We start from the raw sequence: 25,299 nt of genomic DNA, 5'->3' as shown, positions 1-25,299 counted from the left end.
AAAGTAATTGGGAAGCAATACCGTAAGGCCTGATGAGATATATTGGAAATGAATTCCCAATATACGTGGCATAGAAATGAACAATACCTTACGGCGCATCGACCTCAATCTGCTGGTCACCCTCGACGCCCTGCTCGCGGAACACAACGTAACCCGCGCCGCTGACCGTCTGCACCTCTCGCAGCCCACGGTCAGCGTGCAGCTCGCCAAGCTGCGGGAAGTCTTCGGCGACCCGCTGTTGCTTCCCGGCCCGCGCGGCATGCGACCGACGGCGCGAGCCGATGAATTGCGCGAGCCGTTGCGCCAGGCCTTGGAAACACTGCAGCAGGCGATTGCGCCTTCCAGCCCCTTCGACCCCGCGCAAGCGACCCATACCTGGCGGATTGTCGCCTCCGACTACAGCGAGTCCGCGATCGTGATGCCAGCACTCGCCGGACTCCGGTCGGCCGCGCCGAACACGAGGCTGGCCATTCTCGGGCTGAATCCACCGGCGCTATCGCGTCAAGCCGAACAAGGTGACATCGACCTCGCTTTTCATATCAGCCCCGAAGCGCCGACTAACCTGCGTCGACGTTCGATATTGACGGAGCGGTACGTTCTGGCTGGCCGGATCGGGCACCCCTTGCTGAAATGCCGCCCAACATTGGCTCAGTTTTGCCAATTCGATCATGCGATCGTGTCGCCGGACGGCGGGGGCTTTTACGGTCCTACGGATACGGCGTTGGGCGAACTGGGCATGACCCGGCGGGTGGCGCTTTCCGTGCCTCACTTCCTGTTCCTCGGCGCCGTGCTGGCGAGCACTGATCTCGTGGGGCTGATACCGTCGCGTCTGGTGCGAGAGAATGAGAAGCTGCAAGCGGTCGAGCCGCCTGTGGAGGTTCCTGGCTTTGAGATGCTGATGCTTTGGCACGAACGAAAACACCGTGATCCGGCACACCAGTGGCTGCGGGATTTCATCGCCAAGTCGGTGTAGCGGCTCACTTTATTTTGAGTATAGCTATGGCCGTAGCGATGGAAACGCCTTCAACTACGCCACGTGATCCCAGGCACCCTCAACGTCCTCTTGATGTTCGGGTTCGCCGACATTCGGGCGGCCGCGGCAAGACACTCACCGTGCTGCGGCGCCTTCAACGAAGAGCCGTACGACCGTCTCGAACTCGCCTGCTAGGCTCAGATCCCGACCGGTGATCCAACGCATCAGCGCGCCAAGGTACAGGTAGTGAAAGTAGATCGCTAGTTGGTAAGCAGGCCGGTTGGGATCCAGCTCACCGTGGCGCTGACCGGCGCTGATTAGTGCCTCCCACGCCGGTACGAGTCCGCGGTCGCTACCGGCATCTGCTCCAGGCTCGAAGACCGAAAACTTGTATCGGATGTAAGGCAAGAGGTAGTCGGAATGTCCCTCGCACCAAGTGGCTGACTCCGCAAGCAGCGCTGACGCTCCCGCCCGAAAAGAACGCGCGTCCTGAAGTCCGAGTTGCCGATCATCGAGGTCGTGCGCAAGCTCATCTTCCAGAAGGTGAGCCAGAATGGCCTCTTTGGCGGGGAAGTATTTGTAGAGCGTGCGTTTGGAAACATCTGCTTGCACCGCCACCTGTTCCATGGTCACCGCCACGTATCCCTTGCTCAGAAACAGTTCGCCGGCCGCAGAAGCAATGCGCTCAAGCAGCTGCGACTTCTTCATTGCCCGCAAGCCTGGGTGGATGGAGGTATTGACGGCGCCTTCACGGATGGATTGTCTCGTCATGGCCGAAGAGTATACGCAATGCTAAAGTATACGACGTATACATTTTGCAGAGGAATGCGATGAGACTATTGGTCCTGACTTATGGCACGGAAGGCGACACGCGGCCCCTCGCGGCCCTAGGCCGCGCACTACGCCAATCCGGCTATGAGGTTCACCTCATGGGCGACCGGCGAACCCTGGGGTCGGCGAACGAACTCGGCGTTCCCGCGTCCGCCCTTTCCGGCGACATTCAGGAGCTTTTCTCCGAGTGGGGAAAACAGGGCCCGAAAGGCACCGCCAAGGCGCTGGTGCGTCTGACAAATAACAACACGATGCGCTGGACCAAGGAAGCGCTCGCCGCGGCGCGAGGATGCGACGCGATCATCACGTCCGGACTTGCCGGTTTCGTCGGGCTTTCGGTCGCCGAGCACCTGGGTATCCGGGCTATCGGCGCTGGCATGATCCCACTCACTCCGTCACGCGAATTTCCCTCGGCCTTTCTGCCACCCGGATGGGTCCCGACCATCCTCAATCACGCCAGTCTCCGCCTGACCAACCAGCTTTTCTGGCTGGCGTTCAAGAAGACGCTGAATGCGGCGCGGGAGAGCCTGCTGGGCTTGCCACCGTGGAGAGCGCTCCCGGCCGGGCATCCAATGCTTTACGGCATCTCGCCGACGATCCTTCCTCAACCGGCCGACTGGCCATCATATGCCTTGATGTGCGGACAGTGGGTATCGCCGACAGATAGTTTCTCGCCGCCACCTGAACTCGCTGCCTTTCTTCGGGCCGGACCGCCTCCCATCTATGTCGGGTTCGGAAGCATGGCAGGAATCGACGCGAAGCGGACGGCGGAAACATTGGTTTCCGCCCTCGATGGACGACGTGCGCTGTTCTATCCGGGATGGAGCGGAATGGACAATGTCGTATTCCCCGATAACATCCACTGTATAGGCCCCACACCGCACGATTGGCTGTTTCCGCAAACGGCGGCCGTGGTTCACCACGGTGGATCGGGAACAGCTCATTCCGCGACACGTGCCGGAAAGCCTTCCGTCGTCGTGCCGTTCGCCGGCGACCAGTTCTTCTGGGCCCAGCGGCTGGCACGCCTTGGCGTCGCACCGCCCGCGCTGAATGGACGACATTTCAACGCGGGCGCTCTGGCTAACGCGCTCGCTTTTACTGAAAAACCGGGGGTTCGCGAACGCGCTATCCGAGCCGGGGAAAGCATGGACCGGGAAGATGGCTTGGGCACGGCTGTCGCGGCAATCGAGTCTTTGATCGGAGTACGCCAAAGCGACGGTTAGCGGTGATCAAACGGGAAGCGCCAAAGAGCCCATGCCAGGCGCTTCTTCTATGACGCGGTATCCGTTGCGTCGAAGATGACGGACCTTGGGAACCGATAGCCGATTCTGCTGCCTTTCCGCTGTGAGCAAAAAAGCACTGGGAGTACTACGCATGAATCAGTCGCGAGACCGCCGTACCCTTCACTCCGTTTCTGCGGGGAGGCAAGTTGGATACTTCAACAGCCCGTCCGTAGACAACGACGCCGAGTGGCCGCTCGAAAGCATTCGTTTGAGCAGGACGTTTTCCGATGTCACCGGAGAACCGCGCCCACACCGTCGAGCGGCGCTGGAATATCTGAAGGAAGGCGACACGCTCCACGTTCCTTCCATGGATCATTTGGCAGACGATCTGGGCGATCTGCGCGATGTCGTAGCGGAACTCGTAGCACGCGGAGTCACGGTCCAGTTCCACAAGGAAAACTTCACTTTTCCAGCCCAGGATGCGCCGACTACGAGCGTGCTGGTGAATCTCCTGAACGCCGTTGCTGAATTCGAGCGGCGGGGAGACACATTGACGCCGAGTGCGGCCACCGCGGGGAACAGGCCACCGCCATCCACGCGAAGCAAGAACGAGCGGACGAGCGATTTTCGCGATGGCCGGGAAACCATGTTCCGATTCCTCCGATTGCGTGACGTTTCCTGAGAGCCCCCTCGCCTTGCGCTAGTACGGCACGCAAGAATGAACGCCATGGATTCCCGCGCATTCGCCATAGCGAAAGCCACCCGCGGCAAGTACAAATAGGGGGCACAAAGCTCCGGCCATCTGAAACATTGTCTCCCTCGCGCTTAGCGGGCAACCACGGCCGGACGTGTGCAGCCCCTCCAACCCGCTATGCTAGAGTTCCATCATGAAAATTCTGCTCACGGGCGCTTCCGGTCTTCTTGGTCGGTCTCTGATGGATCGTCTCGCGCCCCTCGCCGGCTCACCGGGCGATCTGATCGGCACAGCGCGCTCGAGAGTCAAACCGCCGTTACGTCACCTCGATTTGACTGACGAGCACACCGTCCGCACCGCCTTCGCCGAGTTGTCGCCACGTCTGGTTGTGCATTCTGCCGCAGAGCGGAGGCCCGACGTCGTTGACGGAGACCCAGCGGCCGCCGAGCGGATTAATGTGGATGCCACAGCGCTATTGGCGGCCCTCGCGGCGGCGAACGGTGCCGCCTTTATCTACATCTCGACCGATTACGTCTTCGACGGCAGCTCGCCTCCCTATGCGGTCGATGCCAAGCCGTCACAGCTCAATGCCTATGGGCGCATGAAACTCGCTGGGGAGGAAGTGGTTCGTGCAGCCTACTTGGCCGCCGGCACCCCTTCCTTCGCCATTCTGCGAATCCCGATTCTTTACGGTCAGGTCGAAACGTTGGGGGAATCGCCCGTTACCGAGCTTGCCGTGAAGCTTCTCGAAGGGCGCCCCCTAACGGCAGAAGATTGGGCCATGCGCTATCCTGCGCACGCAGACGATGTTGCGGAAGCCGTTGCCACCGTGGCGGCCGGGCTCACCAGCGATTCAATGCCACGGTTCACCGGAATCTTCCATTTTGCCGGCCGCGAACAGTTAACCAAGTACGGAATGGCACGCGTGATCGCAGACGCGCTCGGTGCGGACGCTGCGCTCGTCCGTGCAGACCCGAATCCGCCGGCTGGAGCTCCCCGACCCAAGGATTGCCGGCTGGATTCCTCGCGGCTCGATGCGCTCGGATTCACCCCCCGCATCCGCTTTGCCGAAGGCATCCGCGCGGCGCTGGCTCCGTTCGTCCGAGGGTAGGATTTGACCCGCCGCACGGCCATTCCACCCGGCGTAACAGCGGAGCGCGTCTGGAGCGGCTGGCCGCAAACATGACAACTCCAAGAACAAATTGATGATGACAAGGCAAGAAAAGCGGTGCGACGAGGCGATCGCCGATATCGACTGGGATTATCCCGCCCCCTTTACCGTGTCGATCACCCCCTCTCCTGACGAGATCGACGGCTTGAACCACACGAACAACGCAGTCTACGTGCAGTGGTGCGAGGCGGTAGCCTGGGCACATTCAAAGGCCATCGGTCTCGACCTCGCCGCTTACCAGCGACTGGACCGGGGAATGGCGATCCGGCGCGGCGAGTACGACTATCTTCTCTCCAGTTCCCTTGGCGATCGGCTGGTCCTGGGCACCTGGCTGACGGCGAGCGATGGCAAGCTGACGCTGGAACGGCGGTTTCAACTCGTACGGGCGGACGGCGACCATGCAACGATCCTGCGCGGGCGGTGGGATCTCGTCTGCATCGCATTGAGCACCGGCAGCGCGCGCCGGATGCCTCCCGAGTTCCGGGAAGTCTATCTGCCGGCACTGCGCATCGCCTAAGTCTAGCCGCCAAAAAACGGCGGAGCTATGCAATACATCTAGCAGTCGTTCACTGACACTGATCGATAGCCAATTCCTGCCGTCGGCTTGCCCATCCCCATCTAACCGACGGCATTTCCCTTTACAAACACTACATAATTGCGTTATCACGCACAATTAATGTATGTTTGGCTATTTTTCGCCACAAAGGGAGAACAATAATGAAGCTGCGAGGGTGCCTTTCTATCGCCTTGATCCTGCCTTGCCTGGTTTTTGCCGCACCGGCATCGGAAGAGGATCGCATGGAGGCGATGCAGGCATTGAAATGGCAGGAAGGGCCGAGCCTTGCAACAATTGCCGACAAGGCCGTCTTGAAGACGACGGCGGACCTTCTGTTCATCGACGAACAGAACAGCAAGCGCTTCCTTGAACTAACCGGCAATATTCCCGAGGACGGCAACTACATCATCTACAACAGGAAAGACGGCTGGTGGGCCGTATTCCAGTTTGATCCATCGGGTTACGTCAAGGACGACGAAAAGATCGACGCGGACGCCTTGCTGAAGAACCTGAAGGAAAACGACGCGCCGAGCAACAAGGAACGGCAACGTCTCGGCATTGCGGAAATCTACACGGACGGTTGGTCCGTCCCGCCGCATTACGACGAGGTCAGCAAGCGACTCGAATGGGGGGTTCGGCTGCGCAGCAACAACCACGTGAGTGTGAACTACACCGTGCGCATTCTGGGCCGTAGCGGCGTAACGAGCGCGACGCTGGTTTCCAGTCCCGACAAGCTGGCGAGCAATGTAGAGAGCTTCAAGTCCGTGCTTCCCGGGTTCGAATACAAGTCGGGAGAGAAATACTCTGAGTTCAAACAGGGCGACCGCATCGCCGAATACGGGCTTGCTGCACTCGTCGCCGGAGGAGCGGCCGCGGTAGCCACAAAGAAAGGGCTATGGGGCGTCCTCGGCGCCTTCCTGGCAGCGACCTGGAAAGTCTTGGCTGGCGCTGGAGTAGCCGTCTTCGCCGGGGTTCGCTCTCTGTTCAGACGCAAGCCTTCGTGATGCTGCTGCCCTCTGCGGAGTATTTGCTGATCGGTGCCGTGCTGGTCCTCTATCTCTATGACTCGGCGGTCCTCCTCTACGATAACGAAGCGGTTCTCTACCCGTCCCGTGGAAATCGTTGGCGCGTCCTTTTCGCATCCGATGCCTTCCAGTGCAAGGGAAAAGGGGTTTTGCTACCCAATCCTTTTGCGCCGCATCGCCCTCTCTATCGGATAACGTGGTCGATGGGAGAGGAGAGCACGCCCGAAAATGAAGTCGAGGAGCCGAACCATCTGTTTGGCTGGCTGGCGGTCCAAGTAGGATTCATGGCATTTGCGTTGTTCATCCTGCTGCCAGCCGGTTTATTCGCAAGGCATCGCGATGCGTTCATGCTCGCAGCAATCGTGTCTTTTTACGGAGCGGCGACAAGCGCATTGAGCTACATCTGGATTCAGCGCCGACAACTCCGGTGTTCGGGCGCGGCCTTCGTCCGCCTCGCTTTCGAATCATTGACCTGCCCGCCATTTGCATTGAACCTCGTCCGCCATCTATCGTTGGCTCACGAATTACCGTTCGATCTCGAAAACGCAGCGCGTGCACTTCAATGTGATGCCGATTGGGCGGAAACACGGCAGGCATTGATCACCCGACTTGAGAACGAATTGATGTGGTCGGACGGGCGCCCGGAAAGCGTAGCCAAACTGAACCGGCTGGTTGCCCGCTTAACAACGAACAGGAACACCGGGGAACAGTCGTTGTGCTGACCGCGAGGCAAGAACCGCCGGCAAACGGCTCACTGACGAGGGATCGGGCATGAAACTGCTCACGATGCTTCTCGTCACGGGCAAGCTCTCCAAAGTGATGATGACAGGAGGGACGATGGTGCTGTCCCTTGTCGCCTACTCCTGGGTCTTCGGGTGGCTCTACGCGGCTGGATTCATTGCCTTGCTGTTCGCTCATGAAATGGGCCATTACCTTGCCGCAAAGCAACGCCGGCTTGATGTTGGAGTCCCTTGTTTCATCCCCTTCGTTGGCGCCTGGATCAATTTGAAGGAACAACCGCTGGACGCCGAGACGGAAGCTTATGTCGCCATTTGCGGTCCGTTATTGGGCACAGTGGCGGCGTTCGTCTGCTATCTATTGGGCCGCAATAGTGACAACGGCTTGATGCTCGCGGTGGCGTATTCGGGCTTCATGCTCAACCTATTCAATCTCATCCCACTCTCGCCGCTCGATGGCGGCCGAATCATGGCCGCGGTGTCACCCCGCATCTGGTTCGCGGGGCTTCCCCTCCTGGCGGCTTTATATTTCTGGCGGCCAAGCCCGATGCTCGTTGCCATCGCCGTGATGGCCGCACCCCAGGTCTTTTCGCTATTCAGGGACCGCTCGAGCATCGCGACAGCGTATTACGACGTGCCAGCCAACACGCGCATCGGGTACGCGGCGCAATACCTCATCCTCGCCGGATTTCTCGCCGTCACGGCCTACGAATTGCACAGACAGCTTCCGGGCATCGAGTAAGTCGGACGTTTCTTTTTCTCATCGGGACAAGCAAAGGGTTCGGCGACGGAACGGGAGCCTTTAGGGCCGAAACGTTGCCTGCACGCCATGAGAGTCTCTGCCCACCCTGACCAATTTTTTCCAACTGTGACGCGAGCCGATTGTATGGCAGCATGTGCAGGCGACGTGTGCCGCCAGCATCTCATTCGACCGGCGTAGCCGGCGCCAGCGCCTGCCGGCCAACGACCTTTGAGGAAAACGTCTATGGAAGCGCAAAACGTAAGCTCCCTCGGCCAGGATGATCTCGATCTCCTGCAGCGTTGGGTCGGGAAAACGGAGAGCAGCTCGGACGACATTTCGGCCGCACCGGCCCGCGGGCTGCGGGCAACACTCGATCTCGATGATGTTGATATCCACCCCGGCGTGCCATTACCGCCGTTGTGGCATTGGATTTACTTCCTCCCACAACATCTGCAACGAGAACTGGGGCCGGACGGCCACGCCAGACGCGGAGGTTTTCTCCCGCCGGTGCCTTTGCCGCGGCGGATGTGGGCCGGCGGGGACTTTACCTGGAACGAAGACAATCCACTGCGAATTGGTGATTCAGCCACCCGGGAATCGACCATTGAATCTGTTACACACAAGAAGGGAAAGAGCGGGGAGTTGGTCTTCGTTCAGGTCCGCCACGACGTGCATAACGGACAAGGACCCACGCTCGTCGAACGCCACAATATCGTTTACCGTGACGCCGCACTTCCCGGCGAAACGCCGCCCGCCCCAATCGCCTCGGACAAAGGCGCGGCGTGGCAGCGCGAAATTGACGCGGATGCTGTACTGCTCTTCCGGTATTCGGCGCTGACGTTCAACGGCCACCGTATTCACTACGATCGCTCTTACGTGACCGAGGTCGAGAAGTATCCCGGCCTCATTGTCCATGGCCCGCTCATCGCCACGCTTCTTCTCGATCTGGTGCGGCGAAATGCACCCGCCGCCTTCATCAAACGCTTTCAGTTCCGCGCCGTTCGCCCGACGTTCGATCTGCATCCTTTCCGCATCAACGGTCAGCCAAGTGAGGACGGCAAGACCGTGCGCCTATGGGCTGAAGACCACGAGGGATGGCTAACGATGCAGGCGCAGTGCGAACTGCTTTGCTTTGAATAAAGACGGCTGGCTAGGGGCGGTAGTCACACAGTGTTCGCGGAGTCCTTGAAACGACTCGTACTGACGCGAGACGAAGACGGCCAGCAGTGACTGATAGAATGCTTCGCTGATCAGGAGAGGCGACAGTAACGCGGTCACCGCATAGAGTGGCGCCGAAAGTTGTACGCGTCGCCACAAGACGAATCATCGCGCATACGAAGCGAAGAGCGACTCGATGCTACGTGCCAGACGGATACGAAACACGCTGTCCATTTTCGGGATGCTGTTGGCGTTTGGCTACCTCGTTTACAACGCCAGCCTGCAAACCGGTATCCGGGATCGTCAGGCGATCGCGGCACGCCGCCTGGAAGCTTTCAGCGCCGCCCTCTTCTCGCCGATGGACAAGTACGATTACTTGCCCGAGATCACGGCAAACCATCCCTTGGTCATGGACGCTCTTGAGCACGCGGATGATCCTCTGCGCATCGGCAAGCTCAATGACTATCTGCAGAATCTGAACCGAACGGCAGGATCCGAGGCTATCTACGTCATCGATGCCAAAGGGTTGACGATCGCCTCCAGCAACTGGGCCGATACGCCGACATTTCTCGGCAACAACTACTATTTTCGGCCGTACTTTCAGGACGCCATCGGAAACGGCAAGGGTAGATTCTACGGTGTCGGCACCGTCAGCCAGAAACCCGGCTATTACCTCGCCCACCGGGCCAATTCGGATAGCAAACAGGCCGGCATCGCGGTTGTAAAAGTCGATCTCGGCGATCTCGATGCGCGATGGGACGACGAACAGGACACGATGGTCGTCACCGACGAGAATGGTATTGCGTTCCTCAGTTCACATAAGGACTGGAAATATCGCGCGCTCCGTACACTGGATGCGAAGACGATCGACCAGTTGGAAAAGACCCAACAGTATGGCTCACGCCTCAGGACGCCGGTTCACATTGTCCATGAGAGAAACCTCGACAACGGCGACCGTATCGTTCGCATCGATAGCGACGGAGAAAAACCTGAAGGACGGCGCTACTTCGTGCGCAGTGCTCTCCTGTCTGGATCGAAATGGGAAGTCAGTATCTTTACGCCGCTCAACGAAGTCGAAACGCGAGCAAGCCTCACGTCGGCTGCGGCCATGGCAGCTGGAACGTTTCTGATCCTGCTGTTCATGTACTTCCATCAGATCCATAAGCGTCGCCTCGAGCGCGAAGAATCGCAGCAGGCCCTGCAGGCGGCGCATGAGAAACTCGAGGCCAAACACGGTGAACTGGAGGTGTTGAACACCAGCCTGCTGGAACAAAGCGAGCAGTTGCGGCACACGGTGTCTGAGCTCAAGCGCGCCAAGGCCGACGCAGACTCGGCGAATCAGGCCAAGTCAGAGTTTCTCGCCAACATGAGCCACGAGATCCGCACGCCCATGAACGCCATTCTTGGCCTCACTCATCTCACCCTGAAAACCGAGCTCACATCAAAACAGCGCAATTATCTCGCCAACGTCGATTCGGCCGCGACCACCTTGCTCGGCGTGCTGAACAACATTCTCGATTTCTCCAAGATCGAGGCCGGCAAGCTGCAGATTGAACGCGTCGCATTCGACTTGTGCGAGATTTTCAGCAACGTCGCGTCAATCCTTGCGCTCAGTGCCGAGGGCAAGGGACTGGAACTTGTTTTCCGTATCGATCCCGACGTCCCCGCACGCTTGGTCGGTGATCCCTTACGCCTGGGGCAGGTGCTGCTCAACTTCGTCAATAACGCTATCAAGTTCACTGATCGCGGCGAAGTTCGGGTATCGGCAACCTGCACGCGGACGTCGAACACCGCCGTCGAATTGAAGTTCGCCATCGAGGACACCGGGATCGGCATTTCCACCGGAGAACTGGAACGTCTCTTCCGATCTTTCAGCCAAGCCGATCAATCGACGACTCGACGGTATGGAGGCACCGGGCTGGGGTTGGCAATCAGCAGAAAACTCGTCGAAGCAATGGGCGGAGTAATCAATGTCTATAGCCAACCCGGCATCGGCAGCACGTTCTCTTTCTCCGCCGTCTTCGGGAGCGGTCACGACACAGCCATCCCTATTCGCCAGCTGGCTTCCGGTCTGCCGCCATACAGAGTGCTTGTCGTCGAAAACAATGCCAGCGTGCGCCTCATGCTGGGCGAGTTGCTTGGCGCCTGGGGCATGGCGGCGACATTCGCTGACACCGGCGAATCGGCTATCGAGCTTCTGGCCCAGGCACAAGAAGCGGACACGATGGCTTTTGACCTTTTCCTGATCGACTGCCGAAAATCGGCCGTCGATAGCCTCGATATTGTCGGCCGGTTGAGGGAGACGAGAGCATCCAGGCCACCACGAATCATCATGCTCACATCGCGCGGTAGCGACGATTCGTCGCTCCAGGCCGGAAATGCCGGAGTTAACGCTCTGCTTGCGAAACCGATCGAGCCCGCTACGCTGGCTGACGCAATCCGCCGCGCCGACGATGCACCGGTCGCGAGGCAACCGTTGTCACCCACAGGCAAGATGCAGGGCGATGTCCCCGAGGTGCGAGGCCTCCACGTGCTTGTGGCCGAAGACAACGAGAGCAATCAACATCTTGTGCGAGAGATTCTCGACGCGTCGGGCATCGCATGCGACATCGTTGCAAATGGGCACGACGCGGTGCGTTTTGCACTCGATTCCACGCGGCACTACGACCTGATGCTGATGGATCTCGAAATGCCCGGAATGGACGGGCTGGACGCCGCGCGCGAAATACGGCGTCGATCGTCGCGAGAGATTCCCATCATTGCGTTGACGGCACACGCGATGGAGCAGGACCGCCAGCGATGCCTCGAAGCAGGGATCAACCAGCACCTCACCAAACCAGTCAATCCGCAACGGTTGATCAGCGAAATCGCGCGTTGGGCCTGTGCTGATTCTCCGCCGGTCGCCACGCCATCCGTGGACGCTCAGGCCTTGCAAACGCTCGTAGCGGATATCGATCGGTTGTTGGCAGGCAACAACCTCAACGCAGAAAAGCGGGTCACGGAACTACGTGCAATGCTCGCGGGCAATGGTTTGGAAACCCAGATGGACAAACTTGAACTGTCGATCGACGGGCTTAATTACCGCGAAGCGCGCGAGCAACTCTTCACGCTGGCTGCTCAGGCAATACCTGAGGTTTCGCTATCGGCCGGCACGACGGACGTTTACCGACAGGGTTAACCGGACGGACGAAAACCATGCCTTTTTCCCGGAAATACTCGGTTTTGCTCGTCGATGACGAACTCATCAACATCAAGATACTGTCCGACCTTTTGAAAGACGAGTACGAAGTCGTCTTCGCGACAAGCGGCGAGGAAGCGGTCTACCGCGCCATCGAATCGAAACCGGATGTCATTCTGCTAGACGTCATGATGCCGGGCATGGATGGGTACGCCGTGTGCGCGGCATTGAAAGACGATCCCCGCACCGCGTCCATGCCCGTCATATTTGTCACAGCGCTCGATTCGCCGGTCCACGAAATCAAGGGGTTGAATACCGGCGCCATCGACTATGTCACCAAGCCCATCAATGGTGACATCGTCAAAGCTCGGGTGCGTAACCAGCTACGGTTCCGTGATGAACTCCTTGCTACGGCGCAGCCCGAGCCGCCGGCCGACCAGGCGATGGAGTTGCTCACGGAGCGGCAGCGCGAGATTTTCCAGTGGGTGAAGGAAGGAAAGACCAACTGGGAAATCGCCAAAATCATCGGCTGCTCCGAAGAGAATGTGAAGTACCACATGAAGAACATTCTTCGACTTCTCGGCTCATACAATCGGACACAGGCCGTAGCCAGTCACTCCGGCAAGAACTGATCGAATCGGGCAGCAGGCGAGCCGGAGAGCGCGGAACACAATCCGGCCGCTGCGTTGGTTGCTTTTTCCTGTTCGATCAGAACAACAGCTTGACCATCAGCCACCCAACGGCGCATCCCGTCCCGACTCCAATCAGGCCGGGAATAATGAAGCTGTGGTTGATGACGAACTTTCCAATGCGCGTTGTACCGGAGCGGTCGAAGCCAATGCAGGCCAGATCGCTGGCATAGGTCGGCAGAATGAAATAGCCGTAGCACGCCGGCAAGAAGGCGATCATCACTTTCGGGTCGACGCCCAAGCTGACGCCAAGGGGCGCAATCGCCGCGATGGCTGCCGCCTGGCTGTTGACCAGCTTCGAGACAATGAACAACACAATCGCATAGGTCCAGGGCTGGGCGGCGACGATACCTGCGAGCGCCTCCTTCAACAGTTTGAAATGGGCTTCGAAAACCGTGTCGGCCATCCAGGCAACGCCGAAAATGGATATCACGGCGACCATCCCGGCTTTGAAAACGGTACCGTTCGGGATTTCCTGCGGCTTCACCTTGCAGAACACAAGAATTGCGGCACCCGCCGTAAGCATCATCACCTGGATCAACAGATTCATTGACAGCGGCTTGGTCTTGCCGACCTCACCGACCAGTGGGCGCAGCCCCTCGAACGCACCGAGCAGCACCACGATGCCGATTGCGGCAAAGAAAATCGCCGTTGCCCAATACGCTTCCTTCGGGAAAACCTTATCCAGCAGGGTGGCAGCTTCGCCGTAAATGTAGTCCTTTTGCGCCGGATCTTTCAGCTTGGCCTGGAAGTCCGGGTCTTTGTCCAGGTCAAGGCCACGGCGCATGCTCCACAGAGCGGCCATGATCATGCCGCAGAACGTGGCCGGCATACCGACAGAAAGCAATTCGACGATGCTCACTGGATGGTCGAGCCCCTTGGCTTTAGCCATGATGGCGACCATTGATACCACCGCGACGGACACGGGCGAAGCGCAGATCCCGATTTGCGAAGAGATGGACGCCACGGCCATCGGGCGTTCCGGGCGGATTCCGGTCTTGATGGCGATGTCGTAAATAATGGGAAACATCGTATACACCACGTGACCGGTGCCGCACATCACGGTCAAGGTCCATGTCGTGATCGGTGCCAGCAAGGTGATGTGTTTCGGATGGCGCCGCAGTATCCGCTCGGCAAAACGCATCATGACGTTGAGTCCGCCGGCGGTCTGCAGTGTCGAGGCACAACCGAGCACGGCCATGATGGTCAACAACACGTCGATTGGCGGCTTGCCCGGCGCAAGGTGAAAGACGAAGGCAAAAATCAGAAGTCCAAAGCCGCTGATCAGCCCGAGCCCATAGCCGCCGTAACGCGCACCTGCGAGCAGGCAGCACAAGATAATGATAAATTCATATACGATCGTCGTGTCCACAGGACTTCCCCCGATTGGTCAAAAATAGCTCGTCGGATGCGGCTCGCTATTCGGAGCGCACCTCGACGGCGGATTTCTTCTTATCGTTTCCACCGCCGATCCATTGCAGACGGGTTATGCCAATTTGATCAGTCGCCCGCCTTTTGACTGGCGTGAATCGTAGACCACGCGGACAGTAGGGGGACTACCCGGAAGAGTAGTGTCTTGTGATGTACCGACGAAATATCCGGGGTAACTGCGGATTCCATGAAGGAAAAAACGCCGCCCGCGTCGAATGGCGCCGTGGTCTGCAACGGCGCGGTGCAGGGGCATACCGCTTGCTGTGTTCGCCGCGCATCTTCAGGGCCTTTTTGAGCCGAAGGGAAAGCGAGTTGAACTCCGGTGGGCTGCGAGGGTCGATTCGCCCACGGCCCTACTTATTTCAGCGTGACACTCACTTTCGCAAGGAGAAATGATGAGCATCGACGATCAAACGGCTTTCGTCGTTTTGCAGGAAGGAAGCGGTGGCGAAATCATCGCGCACGTATTCGAATCGTACGGAGAAGCTCACGAACACCGGAACGAAACTGCGGAGTACCGCAGTTCGGAGCCTGTCGAGGTTCCCGCTTCAATTGCCAACCATCCCGAATTCCCGGAAGTAGCGGTTGCGCTCATTGACGCCTCCCAGGCAATGGACTATCCGGACGAGGATGTCGACGACGAAGAAGACGACATGGATGAATAGGGGATGGAGGCCGGTTTTTCCCGGGCGTTAGCGGCTTAGGTGTTGCCAAAAGAGTTTCGGAAGGGCATCCGGATAACCGGCACTACCACACGAGTCGCAGCTAACCGGAAATTCGGCGAACCGGTGCAGAAAACGGAAGCGATCCTGGCGGGGGCAAACTGGTACGCTCGCGAGATTTTGCGTGGGGCATACGCGCGCTTCCTGTTTCTTGACTTTGATGTGGCGGAAGCGCGGAGCTGGGGACTGTATTCAGTGGAGTAACCTCGGCCCGCGTGATCCCGATTCGACGATACTGAGGGATGGCATTGTTACGTTGGCTCAGACAGTAGCCATCGCTGAAGCCTTTGGTTTCGACGTCAGAGTGGACCAAGCAAATTGCGTCGGTTACCTCTCAAGAGGAGTTACCACCCGAGCACCTTCTTGAGCTGCACGCGCAACTGGTCCGGTCGAAAGGGCTTGATTACGAACCCCGATATACCAAGAGCCACGGCATCCAAAACATCCTGCTTTCCGGCGCCGACCGCAAGCATCATGATCACGGGGAGCGCTTTCAGTTTGTCGTCGCCGCGTACCGCTCGCATCAACTCCGCTCCGCTCATGCCGGGCATGGCCGTGTCGGCGAGCATCAGGTTATAACGCCCGGACTGGAGCCGTCTGAGCGCTTCGGTCCCGGTACTCACCTGATCGAAATCAAGATCCGTCCGATTGCATGACAACAGCACTTGTACAACGGCCGTCCGCACGTTGGCCTCATCGTCCACAATCAGGATACGCGTCACGGTTCTACCCTCAATTCGCTACAAAAAGCGCACTCTTCTCTTTCGCGTCCGCATGATCCTGCGGCAAAGCCGGCCGGCCCATGCGGTGCGCCCCACGTCACGCATAACTCTTGTGACGTCTCCACGCCGAAACTATCCGCGACCGCGAAATGACTGTCAATTGCCCCACTCGCTCTCAAGGAGAACGATGACGGGTCACGTGGAAGCGTCGTCCAGCGGCCCGCTCGCATCGAAAACGGCTTCGCACTGGGCCATCACCGACAAGGCGAGTTCGGAACGGTAGTTGGGATCGAGCGATTCCGTCAGCTCATGTGCGGCATAGAGCCCGGCCTCGCGCGATAACGTACTGGCGATCTGGCGCGCCAGTTGATCGCTCAGTTCGGAAAGATGTCTCCGCACGGGTAGCGGCAGTGCGCGTTTCGTTCGCCCTAGCCATTCGCCAGCCCGCGTTGCGCCTTGCGCCGGCGTCAGCCATACGCCATGTTCGTAATAGGTAGAAAGCCGTTCGGTGACCAGAGCGAAGATCAAAGCGACCTGGGTGCCGCGATGATCGGCGGAAGGAAGAGGTGTCTTGTCCTGAGTCATGGGCGCATTCTCCCCGAAAGCAGGGGCAGGAGGTAACGTAAAGAAACCGGCACGGCCCGCCGGTTGTCCAAATGACATTTCAAGCTGAAACGGAACGGTGGCGCGCCGCCAACCATCTGCATCGCTACCGCCGCCTGTGGCCTTTACAAGGAGATCGACGATGAGCGACGTGAACGTGGCCGCCAACCCCTCTGTTCATGGCATAACGCAGCACGAGATCGACCAAAGGGTATTCGATCTGTACGACGAGTACTGTCACGGTCGTATCGACCGACGCGAATTCCTCGCGCGCGCCGCCGCGCTTTCCATTGCCGGTGGCTTGGCGATGGCGCAAGCTCTGCTGCCACGTTACGCTCAGGCGCAAACGGTTTCATTCACCGATCCACGCATCAAGGCTTCGTACGTTCAGTACCCGTCGCCCGGTGGCAACTCAGGAACAATGCGCGGGTATCTGGTTCAACCGACGGCCACCGCGCCATCCCCGGCCGTGCTGGTGGTACACGAAAACCGGGGGCTAAATCCCTACATCGAGGATGTGGCTCGTCGCCTCGGAGCCGAAGGGTTTCTCGCGCTCGCCCCGGACGGCCTATTCCCGGTTGGCGGCTATCCCGGCAACGATGACGATGGCCGCACGCTCCAGGCTGGCCTCGACCAAACCAAGTTGCGCACCGACATGCTGAACAGCGCGCGCTTCGTCAAGAACCACGCGCTTTCTTCGGGAAAGCTCGGCGCCACGGGCTTTTGTTACGGCGGAGGCGTGGTCAACTACTTGGCAGCGGCGATGGGCGAAGAAATCAATGCCGCCGCCCCGTACTACGGCGTCGCTGCCGAGACGACCAGCGTTCCGCGAATCAAGGCGCCCCTCCTGTGCCATCTGGCGGAGAAGGACGAACGCATCAACGAGACCTATCCGGCGTTCGAGGCGGCTCTAAAGGCAGCCGGAACACCATACCTGGTGTACGTATACCCCGGCACCCAACATGGATTCCACAACAACTCGACGCCGCGTTACGACGAGGAGGCCGCAAAGCTGTCATGGGAACGCACCTTGGCGCACCTCAGGAAATACCTGGTTTAGCCCGCCGCCACAGCGCTTATCACACGGCTCAGAGAAACGAGTCCAAATCGGCCAGCGAGCGGATGAAGACGACCTGCCCGGCGATTTCCTCCGGCACGCCTTCGCGCTCGTGGAGCGAGAAGACCTGCATGCCGGCAGCGACCCCGGCGGTCAGGCCGGGGATACTGTCTTCGACGACGGCGCAACGCACCGGCTCGCACTCCAGCAACCGGGAGGCGCGGAGGAACAATCGGGGATCCGGTTTGAAATGGCCGTCGTCGTAAGCGCTGTAAATGCGGTCGCCAACCAGCGGCAGGAGTCCCGTCAGCTCTAGTGTCAGCAATACCTTCTCGCGCGGGCCATTGGTAGCCACGCCGAACGGGACCGAAAGCCGGCTCAGCAAATCGAAAGCTCCAGGCATCGGTTGCAAGCTGGCCTTGAATCGTTCGTTGATGGTTTCGCGATACGTCTTTGTAAACCGGGCTTCGAAGTCCGCCGGCTTGTCGGGAATCTGGGATCCGACCCACGCAGCGATATCGGCCATGCGCTCGCCGCGAAATCGGGCGTGCGCTTCGGCCCGGGTGAACTGGACGCCGGCGGCGCATGCGAGTTCGAACAGGGCGTCCATGCCCGGTACTTCGCTGTCTACGAGCGTGCCGTCGCTGTCGAAGATCACGGCGCGGATGTCTTTCTTCATAAATCGAGGAGTTGGTTTTGAAACACGGAAAAATCGTGCCGGCGCATTGTACGCAGTAAGTCGACCAGGGCGAATCGTGAATGCGAACCGCGTCTCCCTGCCATGATTGGCATCGCTCTTGGGGGATCACGGAGAAAATGGTTGGACCGCTGAAGCGCGCCTTGTTCTCAGCACGGCCTCAGACAGAACCAGATCCGCTCCTGCCCTGGTCAGGCCCCAAGCTGAGTGACACGACGCCGCCCTTCCCGCTTCTCTTTCCGGTTCAACTCCATTTTTCACTAGATGAATGCAGGCAAAAAAAATCCCGCGCCGGTTCGGCACGGGATTGAAATCCCATCATTGCGATGGGTCAGGGAGGGTCAAACGTTGCCAGCGGGGGGCGCTGAAGCAACGATTGCAGTGTACGGAAAACAGAGCCCCAGGTCTGTATGGCTTCGTTGCAGTTTTCGTAACAGTTCTTGAGCGCGCAGGTAATGCTTCGATGGCCGTCGTAGGTCGTTTCAGTTGAAATATCGTTTTTTCTCCACTGTTAAAGGAGTATAATTAATACATGTTTAAATGATCGGGAAAAGCTGACAAGCCCCGGCGAACAGCGTTGATATGGCTAAAAAATTCCCACTGCACCCCAAGCACCCCGAGCGCGTTTGTTGGGGATGCGACAAGTATTGTTCGGTCGATTCCCTTGCCTGTGGCAACGGTTCCGACCGTACGCAGCATCCAATCGAACTGCTCGGTGAGGATTGGTTTGAATACGGCGGCTGGGGAATTGAGGTCGAAGAAAAGCCTTCCTCCGCAGCCACGAAGAACTAGCTCCAGGCCACCACGACCCTGGGCTTATCCGGCACGAAAATCTTCGTGGATGACGGCCTGGATTGCTCGAACGATCCTAACGTCATAGTGCCCCGGAGCGCTTTCTGTCGCGATGTCGAGCGCCTTGCGTAAGCCCTGAGCCGGGTGATAGGGGCGATGCATGCTGATTGCATCGACGACGTCAGCCACGCTGACTATCCGTGTTTCGACCAGGATGCTTTCCCCCATCAGCCCTTCAGGGTAACCGCTGCCGTCGAGCCGCTCGTGGTGCTGCAGAATCATGTCGGCTACCGGCCATGGAAAATCAACGCTTTTGACGATGTCGTAGCCCGCCTGCGGATGCGTACGGACGAGCTCGAACTCCTGCTCCTCGAGTCGCCCAGGCCGATTCAGGATCGCGGTCGGCACCGAGAGTTTGCCGATATCGTGGATCAGCGCCCCGCAACAGATGCCGCGCAGCTGTTCCTCGGCAAGGCCAAGCTTTCGCGCCGTTCGTATGGCGAGATCCGCCGTACGCGACTGGTGACCCGCCGTGTAGGGGTCGCGTTTTTCCAAGGCGAGCGCCAGCGCCTTAATGGATTCCACCAGGGCGGCGCGTCGTTTTTCGACAGCTTGCCGCGCTTTCTCCTCCGCCCGTTCGGCGCGCTCTTCGGACACGTTGTACCGCGTCGTTTCGACAAGAATTGCGACGACGCTCGTGGCGTTGCCTTCAGGCCCGACCTCGGGAATCAGCTCGATCTGCACGGTGCGGACCTGCCCGCCGACGTGCCTGTCAATCTCGAAACGTTGCGCCGCTGAACCGAGTATCGCGGAGGCAAAGCGAGTGCGAAATTCGCTCTGGCCTGGTTCTGAGAAAATGCCTGGCAGCGGTTTTCCCACCAGGATATCGGGACGAAGCGCCACGAGGTTCTCAATCGTGGCACTCGCATACCTGACACGCCCATCGAGCCCAAGGCGAACGACCGCAGAGGGCAACCCCCCATCTACGCTGGGGGTGGTTCTTTTCGACGGTTGATGTGGTTTGCCGGACTTGCTGGGGTGGGCCTCGCCTTTTCCCGCAGTCCCCCGGCTTGTTTCCCCGCTCATACGCGACCGACAACCGCCGGAGCCGGAGGTTCCGGATACGAGAGCCGGGGCGGGCCGCGGTAGAGTATGGTGTTCGGTGCATCAATAGTGAGAACACGGGTTGCACGATGAATTGCCGTTGCGGCATACGGTCCAATTGTGGGATAACCCAGCTTCAGGAAACGAGATGGTAGACAAGGAATGGGTTTTCGTTCTCGGAGCCCAGGATCCGGAAATGCGCGAGATCGAGCGAACGTTGCGGCGCGCTGCACGGCCGTTCGTTCATGCGGCTCAACGCAATAGTCGCTGTATTCCACGCACCGCCTACGACGCCGATGGCGTCATCCGCGTCTCGCGCGCGGGCCAGGCGCTTCCCACCGTTCTATTGCCTGCGCAGCCCGCTGTGTTCGTCGAGTGTTCTATTGCTCGTGTTCCGCCCTCGTTCCGCGTCGACCACCATCATCCCGGCGATCCGGGCTACGACAAGTTGCCGCACGACTACTTGGACGGCTCATCCGTTGGTCAGGTTCTACGCTTGCTCGAAATGGAGGCGACCGAGACTCAACGCTTGTTGGCCGCCGCGGACCACTGCCTCACGGCCGCGTACCAGGGCGCATGCCCCGGTATAGACCCGAACGAACTCCTGTTTTTACGCGCCTCATGGCAAGGACTGATGAGCCGACGCAGCCTGGCCGACATGATCGATGGCATCAGGGAGTCAAAGAAACAGGTCGTGCGCCATTTCGACTCCGAACTGGGCGAAGCGCTGTTTCTCGATCCGACCGAGATCCCTCCCGATCTTGCCGAAGGCGCGGCCTTGGCTGGTAAGCCGGTACGTTACCGGCAACTGCTCCCCGACGGCACGGTGAAAGAAATGCTCAAGGGCGCGGCGCCGCCCCATATCGAGCGCTTCATGGAGCAACACCGCTCGGCTGGCCGCGATGTTTATGGCAACCCCCACCGCGGCTACGCCGGCGCTTACTACTGAGCGTCTGGCGGCAAAGTCTCGCTTCGCCGCCTGCGTGTTGTTACGCTGTTCCACACCCTAACGGTTAACGCTCGAAACGCTTCTGCGCCTTGCTTAAGCGCGTTTCGCGGCCGCCCTGGATGCGAGACACCTCATCGCGTACGGCAACCACCTTCGCGGCCGAATCGAGCACTTCGATCGTAAGGTCGAAGCTGGTGCTTTCCCGCGGTGCCAGCTGGCGCAGACGGCCCATATCGCGCTCGATGGTGCGCGCATAAGGCGCGTTCGTTCCCGGTTCGATGCCGGTCACGTAGCCTTGTTTGAGCGTATCGGTGTTCTTCCACAACGTCAGCGCCGGCAGTTGCTGCGTCGAATAGCGCAGTACAACGCCCCGGGTTTCCCCGGCATTCACCAGGGCGGCCAGCGTCGCGTCGCCATTTTGCGCACAAGGCTGGCAATTGAACACCATCTCGTCGTAACACGGCGTCGGAGCCGAATAGGTGCTCCAATGCTCTAGGCCCGGAAGCGCGGCGTCGTTGAACGGGGAAACTTCGAGCAGCGGCGCGAGAACCTTCGCCGATTCTTCGAGCAACGGGGGGCCGAAGTTGGTGTGATAGATGATCTGATAGGCGCGCGCGTAATCCGACAGGTTGGTGATCCGGTCGTGCACCTCGAAGCGCGCTTCGCCCGGCACGATCGACAGCCCCGCCCACACTTCGAGGTCGGAGAACTTGAAGGTCTTTTCCTTTACCAGCCCGAAAACGCGGATGCCGTGCGGATAGGCTTTGGCAACCTGTACGACCACGGTGGACGCCGGCGTGTTGGCCGACCGGCCGTGCAGCGTGTAGCGCGTTCCCGCGTCCTCGCAAGCGTGACCGGTCCATTCGAAACCGCAGCGCACCATGAGCTCGGTGAATCCGTCGAGCCACCCGAGCCCGCCCCGCTGCTCGAGATTCATGAACGCCGGGTGCACGATCTCGTCGACCGGCGAGTTCCATCCGAGCGTGACGTCGCCGGACCGCGCATCGAGGATGCTCATGCCGCGGGTGGGCACGATCGACACGTCCATCGCGTCGGTCTCGATCTCTATAAGCGTACTGCCTTCCTGCTTACCGCCGTGCAGCGTTTTCTTGCGAATATGGAAACGGGTCGGCAAGCCGAGATCACGGTTGCTTAAAGACCACGCCGGGACTTCGATATTCATCACGGTGTCCGTAAGGACGTACGACCAGTAGCGATCGTCCTTCACGTACGTTTCAGCGGCCGAAACGGCTTGACGATTGATCATTTTCTTCTCCATGAGAAAACGGGCGGAGCCGGAGCGTGTTCATGCCCGGCGGAACACCGGGATTGTGCGCCGCTTCGGTCCACCTGTCTTTATCCCGGCATGCCGAATGATTTGCTTTTTTTGCTCCGTCGCCACATTGCTTCGGGTTACGAGTACCATCGCGTCGTCGCTTTCGTCGTACCTGCCCTTTTTATCTCAGCCATGCCTTGGTATCTCTACCTGCTCGAATGCAAAGGCGGCCGGATTTACGCCGGCATCAGCAACGACGTCGCCGCTCGCTATGCAGCGCACGTCTCGGGTAAAGGGGCCAAGTTTACCTGCGCGTTCCCTCCGACGCAGATTCTCGCCGTGTTCGAGTATCCCGACCGCTCTACGGCCTCAAAAGCGGAAGCCCGGGTCAAGGCCATGCGGGCGGAGCGCAAGCGTGCGCTGTGCCTGCAATCCGAAGCCCCCTGAAGCCAGGGCAAATCAGTGCGGCAGTTCCTCGCTAGCCGCCACGGGAAGATGGATCGACCGGCTCGTGTCGTCCATACCGAGACGGCCGACGAAGGGCAGACGCAAGCCAAGGCTATTGAGGTCGACCCCAAGATTGAGGCCGAGAAGATTCATTTCGACGCCCTCTTCAACCCCGACGCTGATCCCGAGCAAGCCGAGCAGCGAGGCCTGAACGCCGCGCCCAGAGGGCGACAGTCCTAGCGGCGCGCTGATCGGGCGATAGTCCTTACCGATGGCGTTGGCCGGTAGGTCGAGGTGCAGGTCTGGAACCTCGCGGCCGATATGTGCGAGAAAGGTATTGCTGTTCGGCCCCGGGTAGCTGCGGTAGGTGGTCGGATAGGGGTAGCTGGCGATGGCTTTTTCGATCTGGCCGATCAGCGCATCGACGCCTTCGCCGCGCTGGTCGACGAGCAGCTTCGGCTGCGCCCCGAACCACAGGCCGTCGGGAAGCGCGTAGTTGCGCTGGACGACCTCACCCCTGCGCCAACCAACGACCTCATAACGGGTAAATTCGGTCTCTCCGGACTTCTTGTAGATGATCCAGGGGTGGACGGCGAAGACGCCTCGCCAACCATAAGTCGACGCGGCATACACCTGCACGATCGGGATATCCGCAAACTCGGCGGGATTTGGCGCAATGCCCGCCGAGTGGCGCGGCGCCGTTCGCCAGCTACGAACCTCGCCGCCGCTTTCGCCGCGGGAAGCGTCGGCAACGCTAAGACCGAAGGAAAAGCAGAGAATCGCGGCCAAGGCCAACGTGAGACGGCTCGTGCGCTTCATGGGACACCTGATCGGGAACAAATGCGTTCGCCGCATTTCTCCCTCAAGTATGCACGATGTTCGCCCGGCTTAGCGACCCGCCTTAGGGACGGGCCGCCAGCATCTTCTTCGCGTCACTTCATCGCGCCGGCGGCGGCCATTGGCGGGGGCGCGTTTTCGGGCACCTTGTTCTTTACCGGCGGTTGCGCCATCAGGTAAGTGTAGATAGCCCGCAGGTCACGCTCAGGGAGCCGCGACATCCCCTGCCATGGCATCGGCGGCAAGATCGGTCGACCCACACCGAGATGCTTGCCGCTGCGCATCGCGCGTATGAAGTCCTTCTCGTTCCAACTACCGATACCCGTCTCGCGATCAGGCGTCACATTAGCGGCATACGAAGTACCCCAAGGGCCGACGAACGCCGTCGTCGTGGCACTCCCCGCCCAGTTCCATTCCCCGCTCAAACGCGGCGGAGGCGGCAGATCGAGTCGTTCCGGGTGGCCGGACAATCCGCGGCCTGCATCGCGCTCCGGCCCGTTCGGACCCATCTTGAGCGGCATATGGCAGTCACCGCAACCGCCGACACTGACGAGCAATTCGCCGCGCTTCACGAGCGCCGGGTCACGGCCGGCAGCAAAAGTGGAAAGGGAAAGCAGCATGCAAGCGACCAGGGTAGCGACGCGTGCAGTGTGTTGATGGTTGTAATGCATGGTTCTACCTCACGAATTTCGGTATGGATTGAGAATGGGCATCAGGCGTACTGCCGCCTGCAAAGACGCTCGGCGGCCGCTGCGATCGCCGCCGCTTGCGGCACGAAAGCCTGCTCGAGCGGGTAGCTGGCGGCGACCGGCGCATCGGGACCACCAAGGCGAGCGATAGGCGCTTTCAGGCTGGCGAACGCTTCCTCGGCAACGACGGCGGCAATCTCGGCCCCAACACCGCACAAGCGGTTGGCCTCGTGGACGACGACCAGCCGTCCCGTTTTGGCGACAGAGGCAAGCACGGTCGGCATGTCGAGCGGTTTCAGACTACGCAGGTCGACCACCTCGGCCGAAACGCCCGCAGCCGCCAACTCGTCGGCGGCGCGCAGGCAGTTGTGCACCGTCTTGCCATAGGACACGAGCGTTACGTCGTGCCCTTCGCGTCGCACAGCCGCCGTGCCGAGCGGAATCGTCGCCTCTGTATCGGGCACTTCGCCCGGTTCGTGGAGCAAGCCGATGTCGAGGAAGAAGAGCACCGGGTTGTCGTCGCGGATGGCCGCCTTGAGCAACCCCTTGGCGTCCGCCGGCGTACTCGGCATGACGACCTTGAGGCCCGGGCTGTGTACGAACCAGGCCTCGACATTGTGGTTATGCTGTGCGCCAACGCCCCAGCCGGCCCCGGTCATCGCCAGCGTGACGAGAGGAAATGACCATTGGCCTCCGGACATGTAACGCAGCTTGCCGGCGCTGTTCACCAGTTCGTCCATCGCATAACAGAGGAAGGGCGCGAAGAGCAGATCAATGACCGGCCGCAAACCCGTGGCCGCCGCACCGACCGCCGTGCCGGCGATGATGCCTTCAGCCAGCGGCGTGTTGCGCACACGCAGCGCGCCGAATTCGCTCACGAGTTCGTGGCGTTTGGTTGCAATGCCTTCGCCGAAGGCCATCACGGTGCGGTCGCGGCGCATCTCCTCGGTCAGCGCGGCACCGACGGCGTCGTAAAGAGTCAGGATGGGCATGCTC

At 59.9% G+C, this 25,299-nt stretch carries 26 protein-coding genes; 16 read left to right on the top strand and 10 right to left on the bottom strand.

Annotated features, from left to right (window positions below; translation table 11 throughout):
• Window positions 1–76: 76 nt before the first annotated feature.
• On the top strand, window positions 77–973 hold the full coding sequence (locus NZ453_RS15690; RefSeq protein WP_263771656.1) for a LysR family transcriptional regulator: 897 nt from the start codon (window positions 77–79) through the stop codon (window positions 971–973).
• Between the two features lie 135 nt (window positions 974–1,108).
• Here NZ453_RS15690 and NZ453_RS15685 read toward each other — a convergent pair whose 3' ends face one another.
• The gene (locus NZ453_RS15685; protein ID WP_263771655.1) at window positions 1,109–1,744 is read right to left on the bottom strand and encodes a TetR/AcrR family transcriptional regulator; all 636 of its coding nucleotides are present in this window, start codon (window positions 1,742–1,744) and stop codon (window positions 1,109–1,111) included.
• 59 nt (window positions 1,745–1,803) lie between these two features.
• On the opposite strand from NZ453_RS15685, the gene NZ453_RS15680 reads away from it, so the two are divergent.
• The 10 genes from NZ453_RS15680 to NZ453_RS15635 all read left to right on the top strand — a co-directional run bounded on the left by NZ453_RS15680 (window position 1,804) and on the right by NZ453_RS15635 (window position 12,920).
• On the top strand, window positions 1,804–3,027 hold the full coding sequence (locus NZ453_RS15680) for a glycosyltransferase (RefSeq protein WP_263771654.1): 1,224 nt from the start codon (window positions 1,804–1,806) through the stop codon (window positions 3,025–3,027).
• A 151-nt stretch (window positions 3,028–3,178) separates the two neighbouring features.
• Window positions 3,179–3,709, top strand: a complete 531-nt coding sequence (locus NZ453_RS15675) for a recombinase family protein (RefSeq protein WP_263771652.1) — start codon at window positions 3,179–3,181, stop codon at window positions 3,707–3,709.
• 205 nt (window positions 3,710–3,914) lie between these two features.
• Window positions 3,915–4,832, top strand: coding sequence for a dTDP-4-dehydrorhamnose reductase family protein (locus tag NZ453_RS15670; protein WP_263771651.1), 918 nt, complete (start codon window positions 3,915–3,917; stop codon window positions 4,830–4,832).
• Window positions 4,833–4,926: 94 nt separating this feature from the next.
• Window positions 4,927–5,409 carry an acyl-CoA thioesterase gene (locus NZ453_RS15665; RefSeq protein WP_263771649.1) on the top strand — a complete coding sequence of 161 codons (483 nt, stop codon included), beginning with the start codon at window positions 4,927–4,929 and terminating at the stop codon, window positions 5,407–5,409.
• 200 nt (window positions 5,410–5,609) lie between these two features.
• Window positions 5,610–6,452, top strand: a complete 843-nt coding sequence (locus NZ453_RS15660; RefSeq protein WP_263771648.1) for a DUF2167 domain-containing protein — start codon at window positions 5,610–5,612, stop codon at window positions 6,450–6,452.
• Window positions 6,449–7,195, top strand: a complete 747-nt coding sequence (locus NZ453_RS15655; RefSeq protein WP_263771647.1) for a hypothetical protein — start codon at window positions 6,449–6,451, stop codon at window positions 7,193–7,195. The genes NZ453_RS15660 and NZ453_RS15655 overlap by 4 nt, the downstream gene beginning before the upstream one ends.
• Window positions 7,196–7,244: 49 nt before the next feature.
• Window positions 7,245–7,952: a site-2 protease family protein gene (locus tag NZ453_RS15650; RefSeq protein ID WP_263771646.1), complete on the top strand. Its 708-nt coding sequence runs from the start codon at window positions 7,245–7,247 to the stop codon at window positions 7,950–7,952.
• Window positions 7,953–8,195: 243 nt separating this feature from the next.
• Window positions 8,196–9,092, top strand: coding sequence for an HTD2 family dehydratase (locus NZ453_RS15645; protein WP_263771645.1), 897 nt, complete (start codon window positions 8,196–8,198; stop codon window positions 9,090–9,092).
• A 214-nt stretch (window positions 9,093–9,306) separates the two neighbouring features.
• Window positions 9,307–12,288, top strand: coding sequence for a response regulator (locus tag NZ453_RS15640; RefSeq protein WP_263771644.1), 2,982 nt, complete (start codon window positions 9,307–9,309; stop codon window positions 12,286–12,288).
• 17 nt (window positions 12,289–12,305) lie between these two features.
• The gene (locus tag NZ453_RS15635) at window positions 12,306–12,920 is read left to right on the top strand and encodes a response regulator (protein ID WP_263771643.1); all 615 of its coding nucleotides are present in this window, start codon (window positions 12,306–12,308) and stop codon (window positions 12,918–12,920) included.
• A gap of 76 nt (window positions 12,921–12,996) precedes the next feature.
• Here NZ453_RS15635 and NZ453_RS15630 read toward each other — a convergent pair whose 3' ends face one another.
• Entirely contained in the window at window positions 12,997–14,349 is a 1,353-nt protein-coding gene (locus tag NZ453_RS15630; protein WP_263771642.1) for an anaerobic C4-dicarboxylate transporter, read from the bottom strand.
• Between the two features lie 451 nt (window positions 14,350–14,800).
• On the opposite strand from NZ453_RS15630, the gene NZ453_RS15625 reads away from it, so the two are divergent.
• Entirely contained in the window at window positions 14,801–15,073 is a 273-nt protein-coding gene (locus NZ453_RS15625) for a hypothetical protein (RefSeq protein ID WP_263771641.1), read from the top strand.
• A 401-nt stretch (window positions 15,074–15,474) separates the two neighbouring features.
• Here NZ453_RS15625 and NZ453_RS15620 read toward each other — a convergent pair whose 3' ends face one another.
• The gene (locus tag NZ453_RS15620; protein WP_263771640.1) at window positions 15,475–15,852 is read right to left on the bottom strand and encodes a response regulator; all 378 of its coding nucleotides are present in this window, start codon (window positions 15,850–15,852) and stop codon (window positions 15,475–15,477) included.
• A 195-nt stretch (window positions 15,853–16,047) separates the two neighbouring features.
• Window positions 16,048–16,437: a hypothetical protein gene (locus tag NZ453_RS15615; RefSeq protein WP_263771639.1), complete on the bottom strand. Its 390-nt coding sequence runs from the start codon at window positions 16,435–16,437 to the stop codon at window positions 16,048–16,050.
• 160 nt (window positions 16,438–16,597) lie between these two features.
• Here NZ453_RS15615 and NZ453_RS15610 point away from each other — a divergent pair, with 160 nt between their 5' ends.
• The gene (locus NZ453_RS15610; protein ID WP_263771637.1) at window positions 16,598–17,515 is read left to right on the top strand and encodes a dienelactone hydrolase family protein; all 918 of its coding nucleotides are present in this window, start codon (window positions 16,598–16,600) and stop codon (window positions 17,513–17,515) included.
• Between the two features lie 28 nt (window positions 17,516–17,543).
• On the opposite strand, the gene NZ453_RS15605 is transcribed toward NZ453_RS15610, so the two are convergent.
• Window positions 17,544–18,191: an HAD family hydrolase gene (locus NZ453_RS15605; RefSeq protein WP_263771636.1), complete on the bottom strand. Its 648-nt coding sequence runs from the start codon at window positions 18,189–18,191 to the stop codon at window positions 17,544–17,546.
• Window positions 18,192–18,791: 600 nt separating this feature from the next.
• On the opposite strand from NZ453_RS15605, the gene NZ453_RS15600 reads away from it, so the two are divergent.
• Window positions 18,792–19,001 carry a DUF3079 domain-containing protein gene (locus NZ453_RS15600; protein WP_263771635.1) on the top strand — a complete coding sequence of 70 codons (210 nt, stop codon included), beginning with the start codon at window positions 18,792–18,794 and terminating at the stop codon, window positions 18,999–19,001.
• 24 nt (window positions 19,002–19,025) lie between these two features.
• Here the strand turns inward: NZ453_RS15600 and NZ453_RS15595 are convergent, their stop codons facing one another.
• A complete protein-coding gene (locus NZ453_RS15595; RefSeq protein ID WP_263771634.1) occupies window positions 19,026–20,087 on the bottom strand; it encodes an HD-GYP domain-containing protein in 1,062 nt (353 codons plus the stop codon).
• Between the two features lie 166 nt (window positions 20,088–20,253).
• Here NZ453_RS15595 and NZ453_RS15590 point away from each other — a divergent pair, with 166 nt between their 5' ends.
• A complete protein-coding gene (locus tag NZ453_RS15590; RefSeq protein WP_263771633.1) occupies window positions 20,254–21,054 on the top strand; it encodes a TetR family transcriptional regulator in 801 nt (266 codons plus the stop codon).
• Window positions 21,055–21,118: 64 nt separating this feature from the next.
• Here NZ453_RS15590 and NZ453_RS15585 read toward each other — a convergent pair whose 3' ends face one another.
• Window positions 21,119–22,321 carry an aldose 1-epimerase family protein gene (locus tag NZ453_RS15585; protein WP_263771632.1) on the bottom strand — a complete coding sequence of 401 codons (1,203 nt, stop codon included), beginning with the start codon at window positions 22,319–22,321 and terminating at the stop codon, window positions 21,119–21,121.
• Window positions 22,322–22,441: 120 nt separating this feature from the next.
• Between NZ453_RS15585 and NZ453_RS15580 the strand changes: the two genes are divergently transcribed.
• Window positions 22,442–22,777 carry a GIY-YIG nuclease family protein gene (locus NZ453_RS15580; protein ID WP_263771631.1) on the top strand — a complete coding sequence of 112 codons (336 nt, stop codon included), beginning with the start codon at window positions 22,442–22,444 and terminating at the stop codon, window positions 22,775–22,777.
• Between the two features lie 12 nt (window positions 22,778–22,789).
• Here the strand turns inward: NZ453_RS15580 and NZ453_RS15575 are convergent, their stop codons facing one another.
• The 3 genes from NZ453_RS15575 to NZ453_RS15565 form a co-directional block, all read right to left on the bottom strand.
• A complete protein-coding gene (locus NZ453_RS15575; protein WP_263771630.1) occupies window positions 22,790–23,596 on the bottom strand; it encodes a DUF3750 domain-containing protein in 807 nt (268 codons plus the stop codon).
• Window positions 23,597–23,709: 113 nt separating this feature from the next.
• Window positions 23,710–24,285 carry a diheme cytochrome c-553 gene (locus tag NZ453_RS15570; RefSeq protein ID WP_263771629.1) on the bottom strand — a complete coding sequence of 192 codons (576 nt, stop codon included), beginning with the start codon at window positions 24,283–24,285 and terminating at the stop codon, window positions 23,710–23,712.
• Window positions 24,286–24,326: 41 nt separating this feature from the next.
• Window positions 24,327–25,295: an alpha-ketoacid dehydrogenase subunit beta gene (locus tag NZ453_RS15565; RefSeq protein ID WP_263771628.1), complete on the bottom strand. Its 969-nt coding sequence runs from the start codon at window positions 25,293–25,295 to the stop codon at window positions 24,327–24,329.
• Between the last annotated feature and the right edge of the window lie 4 nt (window positions 25,296–25,299).

This window comes from Propionivibrio soli, from assembly GCF_025770765.1.
In the GTDB taxonomy this organism is placed as follows: Bacteria; Pseudomonadota; Gammaproteobacteria; order Burkholderiales; family Rhodocyclaceae; genus Propionivibrio; species Propionivibrio soli.
This window is presented reverse-complemented; position numbering and strand designations above follow the sequence as displayed.